Raw genomic sequence first — 19551 nt, forward strand, 5'->3', positions numbered from 1 at the left:
GCGTGGCTCTGCCGGACAGAAACTGTGGACGATGCCGGGGGGCCGCACGCCCTCGTCGGCATCATGTGGAGGAGGCGCTGTGAGCAGCGACCCATGGGGCCGCGTCGATGAGACGGGGACCGTGTACGTGCGTACCGCCGACGGCGAACAGGTCGTCGGATCGTGGCAGGCGGGCACTCCCGAGGAGGCCCTCGCCTACTTCGAGCGCAAGTATGAGGGCCTGGTCGTCGAGATCGGCCTCCTCGAGCGCCGGGTCAAGACCACCGACCTGTCGGCGAAGGACGCCCAGACCGCCATCGACCATCTGCGCACCCAGGTGGACGAGCACCACGCGGTGGGTGATCTGGCGGCGCTGAGGAAGCGGCTGGACAAGCTCGTCGAGACCGTCGAGGCGCGCCGCGAGGAGCGCAAGGCGCAGAAGGCCAAGCAGAACGACCAGGCCCGGGAGGCCAAGGAGAAGCTGGTCGCCGAGGCGGAGGAGCTGGCCGCCAGCGAGCAGTGGCGGGCGGCCGGTGAGCGGCTGCGGGCGCTGGTCGACAGCTGGAAGGGCCTGCCGCGGCTGGACCGCAAGGCGGACGACGAGCTGTGGCACCGCTTCTCGCACGCCCGCTCGGCGTTCTCCAAGCGGCGCAAGGCCCACTTCGCCTCGCTGGACGCGCAGCGCGAGGAGTCCCGTAAGGCCAAGGAGAAGCTGGTCGCCGAGGCCGAGTCACTGTCGAGCTCGACGGACTGGGGCGCCACCGCGGCCCGTTACCGCGATCTGATGACCGACTGGAAGGCCGCCGGCCGCGCCCAGCGCGAGCACGAGGACGACCTGTGGAACCGCTTCCGCGGCGCCCAGGACGTCTTCTTCCAGGCGCGCGGTGAGGTCTTCGCGGAGCGCGACGCCGAGCAGCGGGAGAATCTGACCCGCAAGGAAGAGCTGGCCGTCGAGGCCGAGAAGCTGCTCCCGGTCTCGGACCTCAAGGCCGCCCGGGCCGCGTTCCGGTCGATCAACGAGCGGTGGGAGGCCATCGGCCACGTCCCGCGGGACGCCCGACCCAAGATCGAGGGCCGGATGCACGCCGTCGAGCGCGCCGTCAAGGAGGCCGAAGAGGCCGAGTGGCGGCGGACGAACCCGGAGGCACGGGCGCGGGCCGCGGGGCTGACGGGCCAGCTCCAGGACGCCGTGGACAGGCTGGAGAAGCAGATCGGGACCGCGCGCGCGGCCGGCAACAACGCCAAGGCCGACAAGCTCGGCCGCGAGCTCGAGGGCCGCAAGGCGCTGCTGGACCAGGCGCTGAAGGGCCTGGAGGAGTTCGGCGGCTGAGCGCACAGCCGGCAACGACACGGCCCCGGTACGGAATCTCCGTACCGGGGCCGCCTGTTGTGTGTCGCTACGGCCGCCGTGCCGACGTCACGCGGTACACGTCGTAGACGCCCTCCACGCTCCGTACGGCCTTGAGTACATGGCCCAGATGCTTGGGGTCGCCCATCTCGAAGGTGAAACGGGAGGTGGCGACCCGGTCGCGGGAGGTCTGGACGGCGGCGGACAGGATGTTGACGTGCTGGTCGGACAGGATGCGGGTGACGTCCGACAGGAGGCGGGAGCGGTCCAGCGCCTCGACCTGGATGGCGACCAGGAAGACCGAGGACTGGGTGGGCGCCCACTCGACGTCGAGGATCCGCTCCGGCTGCTTGGACAGCGAGTCGACGTTGACGCAGTCGGCGCGGTGCACCGAGACGCCGTTGCCGCGGGTGACGAAGCCGATGATGGGGTCGCCCGGCACCGGCGTACAGCAGCGGGCCAGCTTGACCCACACGTCGTCGACGCCCTTGACGACCACGCCCGGGTCGGCGCTGGAGCGGCGCTTGGAGCGCGGCCGGATCGGGGTCGACTCGGCGATGTCCTCGGTGGCTTCGTCCTGGCCGCCGAGCGCCTGGACCAGCTTCTGGACGACGCCCTGGGCCGCGACGTGGCCCTCGCCGATGGCGGCGTAGAGAGACGAGATGTCCGGGTAGCGCATCTCGTGCGCGAGGGTGACCAGGGAGTCGCCGGTCAGGATCCGCTGGATCGGCAGGTTCTGCTTGCGCATGGCGCGCGCGATGGCGTCCTTGCCCTGCTCGATCGCCTCGTCGCGGCGCTCCTTGGAGAACCAGCCGCGGATCTTGTTGCGGGCGCGCGGCGACTTGACGAAGCCGAGCCAGTCCCGGGACGGCCCGGCGCCGGGCGCCTTGGAGGTGAAGACCTCCACCAAGTCGCCGTTGTCCAGGGTCGATTCGAGCGGGACGAGGCGTCCGTTGACCCGCGCTCCTATCGTGCGGTGACCGACCTCGGTGTGCACCGCGTAGGCGAAGTCGACGGGTGTGGCACCGGCCGGCAGCGCTATGACGTCGCCCTTCGGCGTGAACACGAAGACCTCGTTGCGCGAGAGGTCGAAGCGCAGCGACTCCAGGAACTCGCCCGGGTCCTCGGTCTCCTTCTGCCAGTCCAGCAGCTGCCGCAGCCAGGCCATGTCGTTGACGGTGTCCTGGCCCGAGCCCTTGCCGACGCCCTTGGGGATGTCCGTACGGATCTTGGAGGCGCCGGCCACCGCCTCCTGCTTGTACTTCCAGTGCGCGGCGATGCCGTACTCGGCGCGGCGGTGCATGTCGAACGTGCGGATCTGGAGCTCGACGGGCTTGCCGCTGGGCCCGATGACCGTCGTGTGCAGCGACTGGTACATGTTGAACTTGGGCATCGCGATGTAGTCCTTGAACCGGCCGGGGACCGGATTCCATCGCGCGTGGATGGTGCCGAGGGCGGCGTAGCAGTCGCGGACGGTGTCGACGAGGACGCGGATGCCCACCAGGTCGTAGATCTCGGCGAAGTCGCGGCCGCGCACGATCATCTTCTGGTAGACGCTGTAGTAGTGCTTGGGGCGGCCGGTGACGGTGGCCTTGATCCGCGCGGCGCGCAGGTCGGCCTGGACCTCGTCGGTCACTATCGCCAGGTACTCGTCCCGCTTGGGCGCCCGCTCGGCGACCAGCCGGACGATCTCGTCGTACATCTTGGGATAGAGGATCGCGAAGGCGAGGTCCTCCAGCTCCCACTTGATGGTGTTCATGCCCAGGCGGTGGGCGAGCGGAGCGTAGATCTCCAGCGTCTCGCGGGCCTTCTTCTCCTGCTTCTCCCGCTTGAGATAGCGCATGGTGCGCATGTTGTGCAGCCGGTCGGCGAGCTTGATCACCAGGACGCGCGGATCCTTGGCCATTGCGACGACCATCTTGCGGACCGTCTCGGCCTGCGCGGCCTCGCCGAACTTGACCCGGTCGAGCTTGGTGACGCCGTCGACCAGCAGTGCCACCTGGTCACCGAAGTCGCGGCGCAGGGTGTCCAGGCCGTACTCGGTGTCCTCGACGGTGTCGTGCAGCAGGCCCGCCATCAGGGTGGCCGGGTCCATGCCCAGCTCGGCGAGGATGGTGGTGACCGCGAGCGGGTGGGTGATGTACGGGTCGCCGCTCTTGCGCTTCTGGCCGCGGTGCCAACGCTCGGCGACCTGATAGGCGCGCTCGACCTGGCGCAGCGTCGCGGTCTCGATCTTGGGGTCGTTGCCGCGAACGGCGCGCAGCAGCGGTTCGAGGACCGGGTTGTACGGACTGGAGCGCTGTACACCCAGTCGGGCGAGGCGGGCGCGTACGCGGTTGGGGGTGCCGGAGCGACCCGCGGAGGTGGCCGGGGCGGGCTTGGGCGCCGGGGACACGTGTGCACCGGCCGGATCGGCCTTGGCCGGCGGCCCGGCCGCGCCCGCTCCGGCGGCGGGCTTCGGCGCGGGCGCGGCGGCACCCGGCTTCGGCTGGGGAGCCGTACGGGGCTGGTCACTGCCCTCGGGTCCGCTCTTGTCGGGCCCGGGCGTGGCCGGGGAAGCCGCGTCCTCGGGCTTCGGCTCGTCCTGGCGCGCGGCGGTGGATCCCTTCGGACGCAGTCCGGGGGAGGGCGGCTGGGCCTCGTCTGGCAAGAGCACTCCTCAAGCGGTTCCGGACCCCGAGACCACGAACAGGCCGGGATGCCATGGTATCGACCCCGCGGCCGCCGCTCTCGCGCGGCCATGGGTCCGTACATGACACAGCGGCAGGGGCGCCCGGAAGAATCCGGGCGCCCCTGCCGTCACGATGCCGTGGAAAACCTGCTCAGACCGTGATCAGGGCCTCCAGCGGGGCGCCCTTCAGGCCCGGCTCCAGCCGCTCCCGGCCGGCGAGGAAGCCGAGCTCCAGCAGGACCGCGAGGCCCGCGATCTCGGCACCCGCACGCCGGATGAGCTGCAGCGACGCATCGGCGGTGCCGCCGGTGGCCAGGACGTCGTCGATCACCAGGACCCGGTCCCCGGGGGCCAGCGCATCGGCTCGCAGCTCGATCTCGGCCGTGCCGTACTCCAGCTCGTAGGACTGCCCGAGCGTCGCGCCGGGCAGCTTGCCCGCCTTGCGCACCGGTACGAAGCCGACTCCGGCCTGGACGGCGACGGGGGCGGCCAGGATGAAACCGCGGGCCTCCAGTCCGACGACCTTGTCCGCGCGATGGCGGGCGCACAGATCGACGAGCGCCTCGGTCAGCATGCCGAAGGCAGCCGGGTCGGCGAGCAGCGGAGTGATGTCCTTGAACGTCACCCCGGGCTGCGGATAGTCAGGGACATCCACGATCCGGCTCAGCAGCAGCTCACGGAGCTCGGCGGGGGCGCTCATCGGCGCTTGCCCGACGGGCGGCCGCGTCCGCGGTTGCGGGAGGCGGGCTGGTGGCGCGGACCGACGACCGCGGCATCGTCCTCGGTGCCCGCCGCGGCGGACTCCTCGTCCTGCGGGCCCTCGTCGTTCCCCTCCTTGGCGCGCTTGGCCTTCACGCGTTTGGCCAGCGCCTTCATCTGCGGCTCGCGCTCCTTGAGGTCGGCGACCAGCGGAGTGGCGATGAAGATCGAGGAGTACGCACCGGCCGCCAGGCCGACGAACAGTGCCAGTGAGATGTCGTTGAGCATGCCGGCGCCCAGCACACCGCCGCCGACGAACAGCAGACCGGCGACCGGGAGCAGCGCCACGACGGTGGTGTTGATGGACCGCACCAGGGTGCTGTTGATGCTGCGGTTGGCGATCTCGCTGTAGGTGAAGCGGGACTGCTTGGTGAGGTCCTTGGAGGCTTCCTTGAGGCTGTCGAAGACGACGACCGTGTCGTACAGGGAGTAACCGAGGATCGTCAGCAGACCGATGACCGTGCCCGGAGTGACCTCGAACCCGACCAGGGCGTAGATGCCGACGGTGATCGTGAGGTCGTGGATCAGCGCGACCAGGGCGGCCAGCGCCATCCGCCACTCGAAGGCGATGGCCAGATAGACGACCACCAGCGCCATGAAGATGCCCAGGCCCAGCCACGCCTTGTTGGCGATCTGCTCGCCCCAACTCGGGCCGACCAGCTGGGTGTTGACGTTCTCGACCGGGACCTTCAGGTCCTTGGCGAGCTCTTCCTGGACGGGTACGGCCGCCTTGGTGTCCAGACCGCTGATCTGGATGCGCAGCGCGCCGCCGCCGAGCTTCTGCACCACGGCCTGGTGACCGGGGGCCGCCGACTCGGCCCTGTGCTGCGCCTCGGAGGAGGACACCGCGGTCTTCGGGGTGGTGAAGACCGCGCCGCCGGAGAACTCGATGCCGAAGTTCAGACCGCGCACCGCCAGGCCGACGATGGCCGTGATGGTGATGAGGATCGAGATGCCGTACCAGATCTTCCGCTTGCCGATGAAGTCGTAGCCGACCTCACCGCGGTAGAGCCGGGCGCCGATGTTTCCGAGCTTGGACATCTCACGCCTCCTTCGTCTGGGTGGGGGCGCTGCCGCGGCGACGCCGCAGCGGCGGCTTGGCGCCCAGGCGCTTGGGATCGAGGCCGGACCAGGGGTGGCCCTCGGAGAAGAACTTCCGGCGGGCCAGCAGCGTCATCAGCGGCTTGGTGAAGAGGAAGACCACGACGACGTCGAGCAGGGTGGTCAGGCCGAGCGTGAACGCGAAGCCCTTGACCTTGCCGACGGTGACGATGAACAGCACCGCGGCCGCCAGGAACGACACGAAGTCGGAGACCAGGATCGTGCGGCGGGCACGGGGCCAGCCGCGCTCGACGGCCGGACGCAGGGTGCGGCCCTCGCGGATTTCGTCGCGGATGCGCTCGAAGTAGACGATGAAGGAGTCGGCGGTGATACCGATGGCGACGATGGCGCCACAGACCGCCGGCAGATTCAGCGCGAACCCGATGGCCGGGCCGAGCAACGTCATGATCGTGTACGTCAGGACCGCCGAGACCCCGAGGCTGGCGAGCGCGACCAGCGCAAGGCCCCGGTAGTAGGCGACCAGATAGACGACGACCAGGGCGAGGCCGATCGCGCCGGCGATCAGACCGGCGTGCAGCTGCTCACCGCCGAGCGCCGCGGTGACCGTGGTCTCGTCGTCGATCTTGAACGAGAGCGGCAGGGCACCGTACGACAGCATGTTGCCGAGGTCCTCGGCGGTCTGCTGGGTGAAGCCGCCGGAGATGGTGGCGGATCCCCCCGCGATGGCCTTTTCCACCGAGGGAGCGGAAACCACAGCGCCATCGAGGACGATCGCGAACTGGTTCTGCGGCGGCGCCTGGGCCGAAAGCTTGCCGGTCACGTCCGCAAACTTGTCGCCGCCCTCGCTGTTGAAGTCCATCTGGACGATCCAGCCCTGGCCGCCCTGGCTGTCGAAGACGGCCTTGGCGTCCTTGACGTCCATGCCCTCGACCGCGACCGGGCCCAGCACGTACTTCTGCGCACCGTCGTCCTTACAGGCGACGACCGGCTCGGACGGCTTGGCGCCGGCGGCCTTCTGGCCCGCCAGCGCGCGGCCCTGCGGGGTGGCGCAGTCCAGCGCGGCGAGCTGCTTCTGCTGGGCCGGCGGGATCTGCGCGGCGCCGCCCGTGGGCGGTACCGGCGGGGCGGACGGCTTGGCCGGGCCGGAGGGGGTGGGTTTGCCGGACGGCGCCTTCTTCAGGGAGTCCGTGACCGCGCGGCCCTGTGTGGTGGGGGAAGCGGACGTCGACGGCGAGGAGGCGTGCTGCTGGGCACCCTGCTTGCCGGTCGCCCGGTCGCCCTTGCCCTGGTCGCTCGCGCCCTGGCCGTTCTTGCCGGCCTTCCCGCTCTTGGAGGGGCTGGGCTTGGGCATGGGGGTCTTGGCGCCCGCGGTGGTGGTCAGCACCGGCCGGAAGCCGAGTTGGGCGGTGGTGCCGACCTGCTGCCGGGCCTGCTTCGCGTCCGTCCCCTTGGGGATGTTCACGATGATGTGGTCGCTGCCCTGCGTCTGGACCTCGGTCTCGGACACACCGAGACCGTTGACCCGTCGCTCCATGATCCCGGCGGCGGTGTTCATGTTGGTCTCGTTGATCGCGTTGGGCTTGCCCGGCTGGTTCTGGGCCGCCAGCGTGAAGCTGGTGCCGCCCGCCAGGTCGATGCCCAGCCGGGGCGTCAGGTGTCCGTAGTAGAACATCCCGCCGACCAGCCCGAGCATCGCGATCAGGATCAGGACCAGGGTGCGGACCGGATGACCCTGGCCCGCGGGCGCCCTGCGGCCCTTTTTCGGTGCTGCCACCTTCTCGTATCTCCCTGTCCAACCCCTCGGCTTCGGGTGTCGCCGAGCGGCCACGAAGTGTTGTGGGGACGTGCCCCCCGCCGGAGCCTAGACCGTCGCGGAGCCGCGGCGCGCCGTACGCGCGGCGCAGCGCGGCTCCATCAGGAGCGGACTACTTCGCGTCGGCGCCGCCGGTCTTCTTGTCCTTCTTGGCGGCGTCCGCGTCGGCCTTGACGGCGTCCTTCTTCGCGTCCTCGACCTCGTCGGCCTTGGCGTCGTCGGCCTTGGCCAGGTCGGCCTTGGCGCCCTCGGCGGCCGGCTTTTCGGCCTCGGCCTCGGGGGTCTCCTTGCCCAGGTCGATCTTCTCGGCCTGGTCACCCTTTTCGGTGGCGTCGTCGGCGGCGTCGCCGGTCAGCGACGAGGCGTCGTCCGGCACGACCGGCTCGTTGACCTTGATCGGGTCGGCGCCGTCCAGGATGCGGTTGTACTCGTCGTCGGCCAGCACCGCGCCGATGGCGTTCTTGGCGTAGAGGGCGTGCACGCCGGGGGCGACCTCGAGGAGGACGGACTCCTCGTGGATTTCCTTGACGGTGGCGAACATGCCCCCGATCGTCCGGATGCCGGTGCCGGGCTGCATCTCGTTGCGCATCTGCGCGGCCGCCTGCTGCTTCTTCTTGGCAGACCGGGTCATCAGGAACATGGCCCCGATGAGGACGATGAAGGGGAGGAGAGTCACGATACTCACGGGACGGAAATCCTTCGCACGACCGCAGTTGCACGGTCTGATATACGGGGGTGGGTATGCCGGTCCGTGCGGACGGCATCGGCGGAGTCTAAGCGAGTCCCCACCACAGGAACAACGCCCAGCATGGCACCGCAGTTCCTGACCGGGCGAGTCTCCGCGCCGTCACGGTCCGAACAGGCCCTGCTGCCCGCTCGCGCCCGCTTGCTGCTGCGGCGGGACCAGCCCCATATGGGTCCAGGCCGCCGGGGTCGCGATCCGGCCTCGCGGCGTCCTGGCCAGCAGACCTTCCCGCACCAGGAACGGCTCGGCGACCTCCTCGACCGTCTCACGCTCCTCCCCCACCGCGACCGCCAGGGTGGACAGCCCCACGGGGCCGCCGCCGAAGAGCTTGAGCAGGGCCGTGAGCACGGCGCGGTCCAGGCGGTCCAGGCCGCGGCCGTCGACCTCGTAGACGGCCAGCGCCTGGGAGGCGATCTCGCGGGTGATCACGCCGTCCGCCTTGACCTGGGCGTAGTCGCGGACCCGGCGCAGCAGACGGTTGGCGATACGGGGCGTGCCGCGGGAGCGTCCGGCGATCTCGGCGGCGCCCTGCGCCGCTATGTCGACCTCCAACAGCCCGGCCGAGCGGTGGATCACCCGCTCCAGCTCGGCCGGGGCGTAGAACTCCATATGGCCGGTGAAGCCGAAGCGGTCGCGCAGCGGCGGCGGCAGCAGACCGGCCCGGGTCGTGGCGCCGACCAGCGTGAACGGTGGGAGTTCGAGGGGGATGGCGGTGGCTCCCGGGCCCTTCCCCACGATCACGTCGACGCGGAAGTCCTCCATCGCCATGTACAGCATTTCCTCGGCGGGACGGGACATCCGGTGGATCTCGTCGAGGAAGAGGACCTCGCCCTCCTGCAGGGAGGAGAGGATGGCGGCGAGATCGCCGGCGTGCTGGATGGCGGGGCCGGAGGTGATCCGGATCGGGGCGCCCATCTCGGCCGCGATGATCATCGAGAGGGTCGTCTTGCCCAGGCCGGGAGCCCCGGAGAGCAGGACGTGGTCGGCGGTGGCGCCGCGGGCGCGGGCGGCCCGCAGCACCAGGTCGAGCTGTTCGCGCACCCGCTCCTGACCGACGAACTCCTCCAGGTCCTTGGGCCGCAGGGCGGCCTCGACGGCGGTGTCCTCGCCGTCGGCGTCGGCGGCCACCAGCCGGTCGGGCGTGTCGTCGGCGGTGGACGGTGCGGTGTCGTCCCAGTTCACTGCGGATTGCCTCGCGGGATCGGGGCGGCCGGGCCGCCGGTGTGGTCGTACGGTCGGGGGCGCGCGGCCCGTCCGTCGGCGGTCATCGCGCGCGGTTGAGGGTCTGCAGCGCGGCCTTGAGCAGCTTGGGCACCTGCGGCTGGGCGCCCTCGGCGAGGGCCTCCTCGGCCTGAGGGGCCACCGCGTCCAGCGCTTCGTCCGCCTCGCGGGTGGCGTAGCCGAGGCCGATCAGCGCGGCGTGCAGCTGATCCCGCCAGCCGGCCGTCACCGGGCTGCCGACGGCCGCGCGGCTCGTGCCCATGGGGGCGCCGAGCCGGTCCTTGAGCTCCAGGAGCAGCTTCTGCGCGCCCTTCTTGCCGATGCCGGGGACGGCGGTGAGGGTCTTCTCGTCGCCGCCCGCGACGGCCAGCCGCAACGTGTCCGGGGAGTGCACGGCCAGCATCGCCTGCGCGAGGCGGGGGCCGACACCGCTGGCGGTCTGCAGGAGTTCGAAGGTCTGGCGCTCGTCGTCGTCGGCGAATCCGTACAGGGTCAGGGAATCCTCGCGGACGACGAGCGAGGTCGCGATCTTGGCCGGCTCGCCGATGCGCAGCGCGGACAGGGTGTTCGGCGTGCACTGGACGGCCATGCCGATACCGCCGACCTCGACCACGGCGGCGTCGGGGGCCAGGGCCGCGACCGGGCCGGAGACAAAAGCGATCATCGGGTGCCCTTCAGCGTACGAACGGGAGCGGCGCGACGGGCCGCGGCATGCGCCTGCTGGAGGCGGTTGACCGCGGGTGCGCGCCAGATGTGACAGATGGCCAGCGCCAGGGCGTCCGCGGCGTCGGCGGGTTTGGGGGGTGCGTCGAGCCGCAGCAGCCGGGTCACCATCGCGCCGACCTGCGCCTTGTCGGCCCGGCCCGATCCGGTCACGGCGGCCTTGACCTCGCTGGGGGTGTGCAGTGCGACCGGCAGTCCGCGGCGGGCCGCGCACAGCATGGCGACGGCGCTGGCCTGGGCGGTGCCCATGACCGTGCGGACGTTGTGCTGGCTGAACACCCGCTCCACGGCGACGTATTCGGGGCGGTGTTCATCGAGCCAGGTCTCTATCCCGCGCTCGATCAGGACGAGCCGGTCGGCGATGTCGGCGTCGGACGGAGTCCGTACCACCCCCACACCGACCATGGTCAGTGGCCGGCCGGCGACACCGTCCACCACGCCGACCCCGCAGCGCGTCAGCCCCGGGTCCACCCCCAGCACCTTCATCGGGCCCCGCCCCTCCCCGCATCGGTCACCTGTTCCTGTGTTCCTGCAGGTTAGTAGCTGCCACCGACAAACGAACGGGCCGGCGGGGTGTGTCCCCGCCGGCCCGTCCCACAACCGGATGTGGCGTGCGCGTCAGACGCGGATCAGGCGTCGACCTTCGCCATGACGTCGTCCGAGACGTCGAAGTTGGCGAAGACGTTCTGCACGTCGTCGCTGTCCTCCAGCGCGTCGATCAGCTTGAAGATCTTGCGCGCGCCCTCTTCCTCGAGCTCGACCTGCATGGTCGGGACGAAGTTGGCGTCGGCCGAGTCGTAGTCGATGCCGGCCTCCTGGAGCGCGGTGCGGACCGCGACCAGGTCGGTGGCCTCGCTCAGCACCTCGAAGGACTCACCGAGGTCGTTGACCTCCTCGGCGCCGGCGTCCAGGACCGCGCCGAGCACGTCGTCCTCGCTCAGCTCGGCCTTGGGGACGATCACCACGCCCTTGCGGTTGAACAGGTAGGACACCGAGCCCGGGTCGGCCATCGAGCCGCCGTTGCGGGTCATCGCGACGCGGACGTCCGAGGCGGCACGGTTGCGGTTGTCGGTGAGGCACTCGATGAGCACCGCGACGCCGTTGGGGCCGTAACCCTCGTACATGATGGTTTCGTAGTCGGCGCCGCCCGCTTCGAGACCGGCACCGCGCTTGAGCGCGGAGTCGATGTTCTTGTTGGGCACCGAGCTCTTCTTGGCCTTCTGAATGGCGTCGAAGAGGGTCGGGTTGCCGTCGATGTCGGCACCGCCGGTACGCGCCGCGACCTCGATGTTCTTGATCAGCTTCGCGAAGAGCTTGCCGCGCTTGGCATCGATCACGGCCTTCTTGTGCTTCGTCGTAGCCCATTTAGAGTGGCCGGACATCCGCCTGTCTCCTTCGCGTAACCAACTTCTGAAAACGAACCCTTGGATCCTACCGGGGCCCTGTGACGCGGTGTTACTCCCGCCCGACACCCCGGTCGTCGCCCCCGGCGGCGCCCTGGGCAGCCCGGACCATGTCCACGAAGAGGGCATGGACCCGGTGGTCGCCGGTGAGCTCCGGGTGGAACGACGTGGCAAGGACGTTACCCTGCCGGACCGCCACCGTGTGTCCGTCGTACGTCGCCAGAACCTCGGTCTCGGCGCCGACCGACTCGACCCAGGGCGCCCGGATGAAGACGCCCTCGACCGGTCCGCCGGGGATGCCGGCCACGTCGATGGCTGCCTCGAAGGACTCGTTCTGCCGCCCGAAGGCGTTACGGCGCACGATCATGTCGACGCCGCCGAGCGTCTCCTGGTCCTCCCGCGCGTCCAGCAGCTTGTCGGCGACCATGATCATGCCGGCGCAGGTGCCGTAGACCGGCCGGCCCGCCCGGACGAACGCGCGCAGCGGCTCGAGCATGCCGAAGGAGACGGCCAGCTTGGACATGGTGGTGGACTCGCCGCCGGGTACGACCAGGCCGTCGATCTCGTCCAGCTCCTGGGGGCGGCGTACCGGCCGTCCCAGGGCGCCGGCGTCCGCGAGCGCCTTGACGTGCTCGCGGACGTCGCCCTGAAGAGCCAGCACACCGATGAGGGGGGTGCTCATGGACGTCCTTACCAGCCGCGGTTGGCGTAGCGCTCGGACTCGGGGAGGGTGTCGCAGTTGATGCCGACCATGGCCTCGCCCAGGTTGCGGGAGGCGTCCGCGATGACCTTGGGGTCGTCGTAGAAGGTGGTGGCCTTCACGATCGCGGCGGCACGCTTGGCGGGGTCGCCGGACTTGAAGATGCCGGAGCCGACGAACACGCCCTCGGCGCCCAGCTGGCGCATCAGGGCGGCGTCGGCCGGAGTCGCCACACCGCCGGCGGAGAACAGCACGACCGGCAGCTTGCCGAGCTCGGCGACCTCCTTGACCAGCTCGTACGGGGCGCGCAGCTCCTTGGCGGCGGCGAACAGCTCGTTGTTGTCGTAGCCGCGCAGCCGGGCGATCTCACCCTTGATCTGGCGCATGTGGCGGACCGCCTCGACGACGTTGCCGGTACCGGCCTCGCCCTTCGAGCGGATCATGGCCGCGCCCTCGGCGATCCGGCGCAGCGCCTCACCCAGGTTGGTGGCACCGCAGACGAAGGGGGTGGTGTAGGCCCACTTGTCGGAGTGGTTGACCTCGTCGGCCGGGGTGAGGACCTCGGACTCGTCGATGTAGTCGACGCCGAGCGACTGCAGGATCTGGGCCTCGACGATGTGGCCGATGCGGGACTTGGCCATGACCGGGATGGAGACGGCGTTGATGATGCCGTCGATCATGTCGGGGTCCGACATACGGGCCACGCCGCCGTCCTTGCGGATGTCGGCGGGGACCCGCTCCAGGGCCATGACGGCGACGGCGCCGGCGTCCTCGGCGATCTTCGCCTCTTCCGGCGTGACGACGTCCATGATCACGCCGCCCTTGAGCTGCTCGGCCATTCCGCGCTTGACGCGCGCGGTTCCGGTCTCGGGGTTCTGGGGCGTGGTGGGCGTGCTGGACACGGTTGACCTCACTCGTGACGGGTGGTTGTGCGTACCGACCACACAACCGTTTGCCGGGGGGTCAGGAAAAGGGCCAATTCAAGGTGGGTGGCTCGTTACGGCGCGAGGTATGGCGCGAGGTATGGCGTGAGGTGGTGTGGCCGGAACCGTCCGGCCGTGGCCCCGCGCCGGGCCGGCGCCGCCGGGCTTCGGCTCCGCCCCGGCCTCGCGTTGCCCTTTTCATCCCCCTGCCGAGCGGTCGTCCAGCACCGCCGGAGGTTCGTCGTCCATCTCGAAGGCCAGCGGGAACGGGGCGTGGCCGGCGAGGCGGAGGTAGCGGACGACGCGGTGGCGGCGGACCGCCCGTGCGGCCCGTACGGCGTCGTTGTGGAAGCGGCGGGCCATCGGGACGCGGCGGACGGCGGCGGTGAGCTCGGCGACCGTCTGCTCGCCGCCCGGCGCCTCCCGTACGGCCTCCAGCTGGTCGTCCTCGGCGAAGATGGCGCGCAGCGCCTGGCTCAGCTCGCTCTCCGCGACCTCGCGGTGGTCGTCCTGGGCCTGCCGGGCCTCGTGGGCCGCCTGGTAGAGAACGATGGAGGCGGCCGGGTCGAGCACCCCCGACGTCCCCACCTCCTGGGCGACCGAGGCGCGGCGCAGGAGCTGGGCGTCCAGCGCCGCCTTGGCCGCGTCGATCCGTGCGTGCAGGCGGTCCAGGCGGCCGGCCGTCCAGCTCAGGTAGATGCCGATGAGGACGATCGCGACGGCGATCCAGATGAGGGTGGTCACGCGGGGTGAGGTTACCGGGCCGCCGCCGTCGACCCCGGCCGCCCGGGGTCAGCGGCGGCGCCGGCTCGTCCGGCGGACCGCCGCGCCGCCACCCGGCCGGGGCAGGACGCGGCGGGGTCAGTCCCTGGCCAGACCCCAGCGGGCGCGCAGGCCCACCCGCTCGTCCGTGGCCACCGAGGCGGCCCCCGCGGTCACCGTTTCGTAGACGGCGAGGATGTCGGCGCCGACGGTCGACCAGTCGAAGCGGCGCACGTGCTTGGTGCCCCGGTCGCGCAGTTCGGTCAGGCGGGCCGGGTCTCCCAGGAGGCGTACGGCGGCGGTGGCGAGGGCGGCGGCATCCTCGTTGGCGAAGAGTTCACCGGCTTCTCCCTGGTCGAGGACCTGGGCGAAGGCGTCGAGATCGCTGGCGAGGACGGGGGCGCCGGCCGACATCGCCTCGACGAGGATGATGCCGAAGGACTCGCCGCCGGTGTTGGGGGCGACGTAGACATCGACGCTGCGCAGCAGGCGGGCCTTGTCCTCGTCGCTGATCATGCCGAGGAACTCGACGCGGGAGCGCAGCTCGGCGGGGAGCGTCGCGACCGCTTCCTCCTCGTCGCCGCGGCCCGCCACCAGCAGCCGGGCGTCCGGCACCTCGGCGAGGACCGCGGGCAGCGCCTTCATCAGGACGGGCAGGCCCTTGCGGGGCTCGTCGATGCGGCCGATGAAGCCGATGGTGCGGCCCTGCCACTCGGGCCGGGGTTCGGCCCGGGCGAAGAAGTCCACGTCCACGCCGTTGGGGATGACCACCGCGTCGCCGCCGAGGTGTTCGACCAGGGTGCGGCGGGCGTATTCGCTGACCGCGATGCGGGCGCTGATCTTCTCCAGCGCGGGCTGCAGGATCGGGTACGCGGCGATCATGGCCCGGGAGCGCGGGTTGGAGGTGTGGAAGGTCGCCACGATCGGGCCCTGTGCCGCCCAGCAGGAGAGCAGGCCCAGGGAGGGCGAGGCCGGCTCGTGGATGTGGATGACGTCGAAGGCGCCGTTCTGCAGCCAGCGGCGGACCCGTGCGGCGGAGAGGAAGCCGAAGTTGAGGCGGGCCACCGAGCCGTTGTACGGGACGGGCACCGCGCGGCCTGCGGAGACGACGTACGGCGGGAGGGGGGTCTCGTCGTCCGCGGGGGCGAGGACGGAGACCTCGTGGCCGAGCCGGATGAGGTGCTCGGCGAGGTCCCGGATGTGGAACTGGACGCCGCCTGGCACGTCCCAGGCGTACGGGCAGACAATGCCGATCTTCATGCCGTCTCCGTTCCGGCGGCCGGTGCGCCGGGCTCCGGGCGCGGCTCCAGGTCGGCGAGCCACAGGCGCTGCAGCATGTGCCAGTCCTCGGGGTGGTCGGCGATGCCGGAGGCGAAGGCGTCGGCGAGCGCCTGGGTCATCTGGGCGGCCTTGTCGGCGCGGGTGCCGGTCTCCGGTACCTCGATCTCCGGATGGACCCGGCCGCGCAGGACGGGGCCCTCGTCGTACCAGAGCGTCACGGGCAGCAGCATCGCGCCGGTCTGTGCGGCGAGCATCGCCGGTCCGGCGGGCATTTTCGTCGCCTCGCCGAAGAACTTCACCGGTATGCCGGAGCTGGACAGGTCGCGGTCGGCGACCAGGGCGACCAGACCGCCGGCCCGCAGCCGCCGGGCGAGGGTGCCGAAGGCGGCGCCGCCGGTGTGCGGCAGGACCTCCATGCCCAGGCTCTCGCGGTAGGCGACGAAGCGGTCGTAGAGGGATTCGGGCCGCAGGCGTTCGGCGACGGTGGTGAAGGGGGTGTTCAGCTTGGTGGTGACCCAGACGCCGGCGAGGTCGTAGTTGCCCATGTGCGGCAGGGCGAGGATGACGCCCCGGTCGCTCCTGAGCCCGTCCTCCAGGTGGTGCACGTCCTCGGGGCTGAAGCCGTTCCTGATGCGGTCCTTGCTCCAGGCCGGCAACCGGAAGGACTCCATCCAGTAGCGCATGTACGAGCGCATACCGGCCCGGGAGAGCTCCGCCAGGCGCTGCGGGGAGGCGTCCGGGACCACCCGGGCGAGGTTCGCCTCCAGGCGGAGGACGCCCTTGCCGCGGCGCTTCCAGGCGGTGTCGGCGATCCGCCGGCCGAGCCGTACCGCGGCTCCCTCGGGCAGCCTCTTGACGGTGCTCCAGCCCAGGCCGTAGAGCGCGTCGGTCAGTTTCCCGGTGTCGATGACCGGCTTGCGGCTCATGCGCCGTTCCCCCCTTGTGCGATGGCGTCGGCCTCGGCCGACTCGCGGCGTACCGTCACCACGCGCTGGCCGAGGGTGACGACGCTGCCGACGGCGACGATCCACAGTGCGATCGGCAGCAGGATCTCGATGCCGGGCACCCCGAAGGCGTGCAGCCCCGACAGGCCGCAGGCGACCAGCGTGATGACCAGCCGCTCGGCGCGCTCGACCAGGCCGTTGACGTCGACCGGCAGGCCGATGGCCTCGCCGCGCGCCTTGGTGTACGAGACCACCTGGCCACTGGCCAGGCAGAAGATCGCGATCGCGCACAGCAGCAGGTCGTCGCCGCCTCCGGCATACCACAGGGCCAGTCCGCCGAAGATCGCCGAGTCGGCGACCCGGTCCAGGGTGGAGTCGAGGAAGGCCCCCCAACGGCTGGAGCGGCCGAGTTGCCGGGCCATGTTGCCGTCGACCAGGTCGGAGAAGACGAACAGGGTGATGACGATCGTTCCCCAGAAGAACCCGCCCTGCGGGAAGAAGATCAGGGCCCCCGCCACCACACCGCCGGTCCCGACGAGGGTGACCGCGTCCGGGCTGACCCCGAGGCGGATGAGCAGGGCGGCGAACGGTGTGAGAACACGCGTGAAGAATGCACGCGCGTACTTGTTCAGCATGGCCTTCCCGGAGGTCGATACGGGCCGCGCGGTCAAGGGGCCACCGGCTGGCCCATCGTAGCCAGGCGGCCACGGACCACCACGAACGCATCGCGGCGCCGGGTGCAACGCTCGGCGCGGGCGCCGCGCCGCACGCCTCCCGGCGCGTCCCGGGCGCCGTTCGCCGGCACGGCCCGGGACCGCCCGCTGCGCCACGTATGGACGCATGGTGACCGCGGTGGAAAGCTCGAATCACCGCAAAGTGTCGACCTGGAGGCGAGACACATGAGCGAGAAATCGCGTACACGCCCGGGAGCCGCCGGAGGGGCGTTGACGGCCGACCGGCCCACCGCCCTGCGGAATGTGGTGCTGGTCGGCCACAGCGGTTCGGGAAAGACCACCCTGGTCGAGGCCCTCGCGCTGGCATCCGGCGCGGTCAATCGGGCGGGCCGGGTCGAGGACGGCGGCTGTCTGTCGGACTACGACGAGATCGAGCACCGCCAGCAGCGTTCCGTACAGCTCTCCCTGGTCCCGGTGGACTGGGGCGGCGTCAAGATCAATATCCTGGACACCCCGGGGTACGCCGATTTCGTCGGGGAGCTGAGGGCCGGTCTGCGGGCAGCGGACGCGGCCCTCTTCGTCGTCTCGGCGGCGGACGGGGTGGCCGGCGCGACCCGGACGGTCTGGGACGAGTGCGCGGCGGTCGGCATGCCACGCGCCCTGGTCGTCACCCACCTGGAAGCGGCCCGCGCCGACTTCGACGAGATGACCCGCCGGTGCCGCGACACCTTCGGCGGCGACGACCCGGACGCCGTGCTGCCGCTGTATCTCCCGCTGTACGGGACACCGGGCGCCGACGGCCAGGCACCCGTGCACGGCCTGATCGACCTGCTCTCGCAGCGGGTCTTCGACCACTCCTCCGGCGAGCGCACCGAGCGCGCGCCGGCGGCGGACGAGCTGCCGCTGATCGCACAGGCCCGCAACCGGCTCATCGAGGGGATCATCGCCGAGAGCGAGGACGAGACCCTGATGGACCGCTACCTCGGCGGCGAGGAGATCGACCTCAAGACCCTCACCTCCGATCTGGAGACAGCGGTCGCCCGGGGCACCTTCCACCCCGTGCTCGCCGCCGCCCCGGCCGCCGACGGCGCCCGGCAGGGGCTGGGCACCATCGAGCTGCTGGAGCTGATCACCCGCGGATTCCCGACGCCGGCGGAGCGTCCGGCGCCGGCCGTGACCGGCACCGACGGCGCCCCGTGCGCGGCGCTCACCTGTGATCCCGACGGTCCGCTCGCGGCCGAGGTGGTCAAGACCTCCTCGGACCCGTACGTCGGACGGGTCTCCCTCGTGCGGATCTTCTCCGGCACCCTGCGTCCGGACGAGACGGTGCACGTCTCCGGGCACGGCCTGGAGGACCGCGGCCACGAGGACCACGACGTCGACGAGCGGGTCGGTGCGCTGTCCGTGCCCTTCGGCAAACAGCAGCGGCCGCTGTCCCGGGCGATCGCCGGCGATCTGGCGTGCGTGGCGAAGCTGACCCGCGCCGAGACCGGCGACACCCTGTCGGCCAAGGACGCTCCGCTGCTGATGGAGCCCTGGGCGATGCCGGATCCGCTGCTGCCGGTCGCCATCGAGGCGCACAGCAAGGCCGACGAGGACAAGCTCTCGCTGGGCCTGTCCCGCCTGGTGGCGGAGGACCCGACGCTGCGCCTGGAACACAACCCGGACACCCACCAGATGGTGCTGTGGTGCCTGGGTGAGGCGCATGTCGACGTGGCGCTGGAGCGGCTGCGGTCCCGCTACGGCGTCCAGGTCGACACCGTGGCGCACAAGGTGGCGCTGCAGGAGACCTTCGGCACCACCGCGTCCGGGCGCGGCCGCCACGTCAAACAGTCCGGCGGCCACGGGCAGTTCGCGATCTGCGAGATCACGGTCGAACCGCTGCCGGTCGGCTCCGGCATCGAGTTCGTGGACAAGGTCGTGGGCGGCGCGGTGCCCCGGCAGTTCATCCCGTCCGTGGAGAAGGGCGTTCGGGCCCAGGCCGCACGCGGGGTGGCAGTCGGGCATCCGCTGGTCGACATCCGCGTCACGCTGCACGACGGCAAGTCGCACTCCGTCGACTCCTCGGACGCCGCGTTCCAGAAGTCCGGCGCGCTGGCGCTGCGCGAGGCGGCCGCCGAGGCCCGGATCGATCTGCTGGAGCCGGTCGCCGAGGTGGCCGTACTGGTTCCGGACGATTTCGTCGGTCCGGTGATGAGCGATCTGTCCTCGCGCCGCGGCCGGGTGGTGGGCACCGAGCAGTCCGGGGCGGGCCGCACGCTCATCCGCGCCGAGGTCCCCGAGACCGAACTGGGCAGGTACGCCATCGACCTGCGCTCCCTCTCGCACGGCACCGGCCGCTTCAGCCGTGTCCACGCACGGCACGAGCCGATGCCGTCGCAGCTCGCCCAGAAGGTGCGGGAGGAGGCCGAGAACGGCGCATAGTCAACGATGAATCAGCCGCTGTCCGTCTCAACTCCCTTGGGCTGGACGGCGGCTGTACGCTGAGACACGGAGGTCACAGGCTCAGCAGGTGTGCCGTGAGCGGTAGTCGGGAAAGAGCC

17 protein-coding genes are annotated in these 19551 nt (G+C 71.1%); 2 read left to right on the forward strand and 15 right to left on the reverse strand.

The window, feature by feature from the left end; all coding sequences use genetic code 11:
• The first annotated feature begins 79 nt into the window (after positions 1–79).
• Positions 80–1309, forward strand: coding sequence for a DUF349 domain-containing protein (locus ACGFML_RS07530; protein WP_393541045.1), 1230 nt, complete (start codon positions 80–82; stop codon positions 1307–1309).
• A gap of 67 nt (positions 1310–1376) precedes the next feature.
• Here ACGFML_RS07530 and ACGFML_RS07535 read toward each other — a convergent pair whose 3' ends face one another.
• The 15 genes from ACGFML_RS07535 to pgsA all read right to left on the reverse strand — a co-directional run bounded on the left by ACGFML_RS07535 (position 1377) and on the right by pgsA (position 16969).
• Complete coding sequence (locus ACGFML_RS07535) at positions 1377–3977, reverse strand: RelA/SpoT family protein (RefSeq protein ID WP_393541047.1); 2601 nt, start codon at positions 3975–3977, stop codon at positions 1377–1379.
• A 172-nt stretch (positions 3978–4149) separates the two neighbouring features.
• Entirely contained in the window at positions 4150–4698 is a 549-nt protein-coding gene (locus ACGFML_RS07540) for an adenine phosphoribosyltransferase (RefSeq protein ID WP_393541048.1), read from the reverse strand.
• On the reverse strand, positions 4695–5798 hold the full coding sequence (secF, locus tag ACGFML_RS07545) for a protein translocase subunit SecF (protein ID WP_393541050.1): 1104 nt from the start codon (positions 5796–5798) through the stop codon (positions 4695–4697). Before secF ends, ACGFML_RS07540 begins: the two co-directional genes overlap by 4 nt.
• Position 5799: 1 nt before the next feature.
• Complete coding sequence (secD, locus tag ACGFML_RS07550; protein ID WP_393541052.1) at positions 5800–7593, reverse strand: protein translocase subunit SecD; 1794 nt, start codon at positions 7591–7593, stop codon at positions 5800–5802.
• 151 nt (positions 7594–7744) lie between these two features.
• Positions 7745–8317 (reverse strand): preprotein translocase subunit YajC, encoded by a 573-nt coding sequence (gene yajC, locus ACGFML_RS07555; RefSeq protein WP_393541054.1) that lies wholly within the window; start codon positions 8315–8317, stop codon positions 7745–7747.
• Between the two features lie 162 nt (positions 8318–8479).
• Positions 8480–9559, reverse strand: a complete 1080-nt coding sequence (gene ruvB, locus ACGFML_RS07560; RefSeq protein ID WP_393541056.1) for a Holliday junction branch migration DNA helicase RuvB — start codon at positions 9557–9559, stop codon at positions 8480–8482.
• A gap of 82 nt (positions 9560–9641) precedes the next feature.
• On the reverse strand, positions 9642–10262 hold the full coding sequence (gene ruvA / locus ACGFML_RS07565) for a Holliday junction branch migration protein RuvA (protein WP_393541058.1): 621 nt from the start codon (positions 10260–10262) through the stop codon (positions 9642–9644).
• Entirely contained in the window at positions 10259–10807 is a 549-nt protein-coding gene (gene ruvC / locus ACGFML_RS07570) for a crossover junction endodeoxyribonuclease RuvC (protein ID WP_393541060.1), read from the reverse strand. Before ruvC ends, ruvA begins: the two co-directional genes overlap by 4 nt.
• Before the next feature lie 143 nt (positions 10808–10950).
• Positions 10951–11703, reverse strand: coding sequence for a YebC/PmpR family DNA-binding transcriptional regulator (locus ACGFML_RS07575; protein ID WP_393541062.1), 753 nt, complete (start codon positions 11701–11703; stop codon positions 10951–10953).
• 73 nt (positions 11704–11776) lie between these two features.
• Positions 11777–12406: a pyridoxal 5'-phosphate synthase glutaminase subunit PdxT gene (gene pdxT / locus ACGFML_RS07580; RefSeq protein ID WP_393541064.1), complete on the reverse strand. Its 630-nt coding sequence runs from the start codon at positions 12404–12406 to the stop codon at positions 11777–11779.
• A gap of 8 nt (positions 12407–12414) precedes the next feature.
• Entirely contained in the window at positions 12415–13326 is a 912-nt protein-coding gene (gene pdxS / locus ACGFML_RS07585) for a pyridoxal 5'-phosphate synthase lyase subunit PdxS (RefSeq protein WP_393541066.1), read from the reverse strand.
• Between the two features lie 219 nt (positions 13327–13545).
• Positions 13546–14091, reverse strand: coding sequence for a hypothetical protein (locus ACGFML_RS07590; protein ID WP_393541068.1), 546 nt, complete (start codon positions 14089–14091; stop codon positions 13546–13548).
• A 117-nt stretch (positions 14092–14208) separates the two neighbouring features.
• Positions 14209–15369, reverse strand: coding sequence for a glycosyltransferase family 4 protein (locus ACGFML_RS07595; protein WP_393541070.1), 1161 nt, complete (start codon positions 15367–15369; stop codon positions 14209–14211).
• Positions 15366–16316: a phosphatidylinositol mannoside acyltransferase gene (locus ACGFML_RS07600; protein WP_393541072.1), complete on the reverse strand. Its 951-nt coding sequence runs from the start codon at positions 16314–16316 to the stop codon at positions 15366–15368. Before ACGFML_RS07600 ends, ACGFML_RS07595 begins: the two co-directional genes overlap by 4 nt.
• Complete coding sequence (pgsA, locus tag ACGFML_RS07605; protein ID WP_393541074.1) at positions 16313–16969, reverse strand: phosphatidylinositol phosphate synthase; 657 nt, start codon at positions 16967–16969, stop codon at positions 16313–16315. The genes ACGFML_RS07600 and pgsA overlap by 4 nt, the downstream gene beginning before the upstream one ends.
• Before the next feature lie 264 nt (positions 16970–17233).
• Between pgsA and ACGFML_RS07610 the strand changes: the two genes are divergently transcribed.
• Entirely contained in the window at positions 17234–19432 is a 2199-nt protein-coding gene (locus ACGFML_RS07610) for an elongation factor G-like protein EF-G2 (protein ID WP_393541076.1), read from the forward strand.
• Positions 19433–19551 lie beyond the last annotated feature (119 nt).

It is taken from the genome of Streptomyces sp. NPDC048650 (genome assembly GCF_043199095.1).
GTDB lineage: Bacteria > Actinomycetota > Actinomycetes > Streptomycetales > Streptomycetaceae > Streptomyces.

Excerpts from the sequence above, each read along its gene's own strand:
- ACGFML_RS07540 (WP_393541048.1), bottom strand. The coding sequence starts at position 4,698 with ATGAGCGCCCCCGCCGAGCTCCGTGAGCTGCTGCTGAGCCGGATCGTG.
- secF (WP_393541050.1), bottom strand. The coding sequence starts at position 5,798 with ATGTCCAAGCTCGGAAACATCGGCGCCCGGCTCTACCGCGGTGAGGTC.
- ruvA (WP_393541058.1), bottom strand. The coding sequence starts at position 10,262 with ATGATCGCTTTTGTCTCCGGCCCGGTCGCGGCCCTGGCCCCCGACGCC.
- ruvC (WP_393541060.1), bottom strand. The coding sequence starts at position 10,807 with ATGAAGGTGCTGGGGGTGGACCCGGGGCTGACGCGCTGCGGGGTCGGC.
- ACGFML_RS07575 (WP_393541062.1), bottom strand. The coding sequence starts at position 11,703 with ATGTCCGGCCACTCTAAATGGGCTACGACGAAGCACAAGAAGGCCGTG.
- pdxT (WP_393541064.1), bottom strand. The coding sequence starts at position 12,406 with ATGAGCACCCCCCTCATCGGTGTGCTGGCTCTTCAGGGCGACGTCCGC.
- ACGFML_RS07595 (WP_393541070.1), bottom strand. The coding sequence starts at position 15,369 with ATGAAGATCGGCATTGTCTGCCCGTACGCCTGGGACGTGCCAGGCGGC.
- ACGFML_RS07600 (WP_393541072.1), bottom strand. The coding sequence starts at position 16,316 with ATGAGCCGCAAGCCGGTCATCGACACCGGGAAACTGACCGACGCGCTC.
- pgsA (WP_393541074.1), bottom strand. The coding sequence starts at position 16,969 with ATGCTGAACAAGTACGCGCGTGCATTCTTCACGCGTGTTCTCACACCG.
- ACGFML_RS07610 (WP_393541076.1), top strand. The coding sequence starts at position 17,234 with ATGAGCGAGAAATCGCGTACACGCCCGGGAGCCGCCGGAGGGGCGTTG.